This window comes from Ruminococcus sp. MCC718, assembly GCF_018783905.1.
GTDB lineage: Bacteria > Bacillota > Clostridia > Lachnospirales > Lachnospiraceae > Hominisplanchenecus > Hominisplanchenecus faecis.
Genome location: NZ_WQNP01000049.1, coordinates 1 through 655 on the forward strand (window position 1 = coordinate 1; position 655 = coordinate 655).

1 protein-coding gene is annotated in these 655 nt (G+C 41.2%); it reads right to left on the bottom strand.

Going from position 1 to position 655, the window contains the following annotated elements:
- Nucleotides 1–61: 61 nt before the first annotated feature.
- Nucleotides 62–655, bottom strand: a 594-nt coding sequence (locus tag GPK60_RS06530; RefSeq protein WP_215659102.1) for an RNA-guided endonuclease TnpB family protein, incomplete at its 5' end; no start/stop codon positions are given.

Consider the following 655-nt stretch of genomic DNA (forward strand, 5'->3'; position numbering starts at 1 on the left):
GTGCTAAGCATAAGCGAGCTAACCCCGTGTGTCCCACGGTTTCTATTCTATTGAGTTTCTGTCATGCAATTACTAACCGCATTCCCTCATTTCTGATATTGATAGCCGCATTTACATCTCTGTCATGATGAATCCCGCACTGCGGACAATCCCACTTTCTGAGAGCAAGATTTTTCGTTTTTGTGTTCTTGTAACCACAGGCGGAACAGATCTGACTGCTTGCGAAAAATTTATCCACCTTCACTAACTTTTTCCCCTGTTCCTCTAGTTTGTATTTTAAGAATGTTGTGAACATCCCCCATCCGTTATCCGAAACAGATTTTCCAAAATTCAGTGACCGTGACATTGCTTTCATATCCAGATCTTCTATACATATACAATCATAGGCATTGGTTATCTGTCTTGATTGTTTATGTAAAAAGTCTTTTCGTTGGTTGGAAACCTTTTCGTGGAGTTTTGCTACCTTGATCCTCTGCTTGCTGCGGTTGTTCGAACCTTTTTGCATTTTGGAAAGCCTGCGTTGTTCTCTCGCTAATTTTTTCTCCGCTTTCCTGTAATACCTCGGATATGCAGGCTCATTCCCATTACTGTCACGATATAATTCGTGCATGGAAAAATCCAGACCTAAAAAACGCTGCATCTCCTTTTCCTGTAC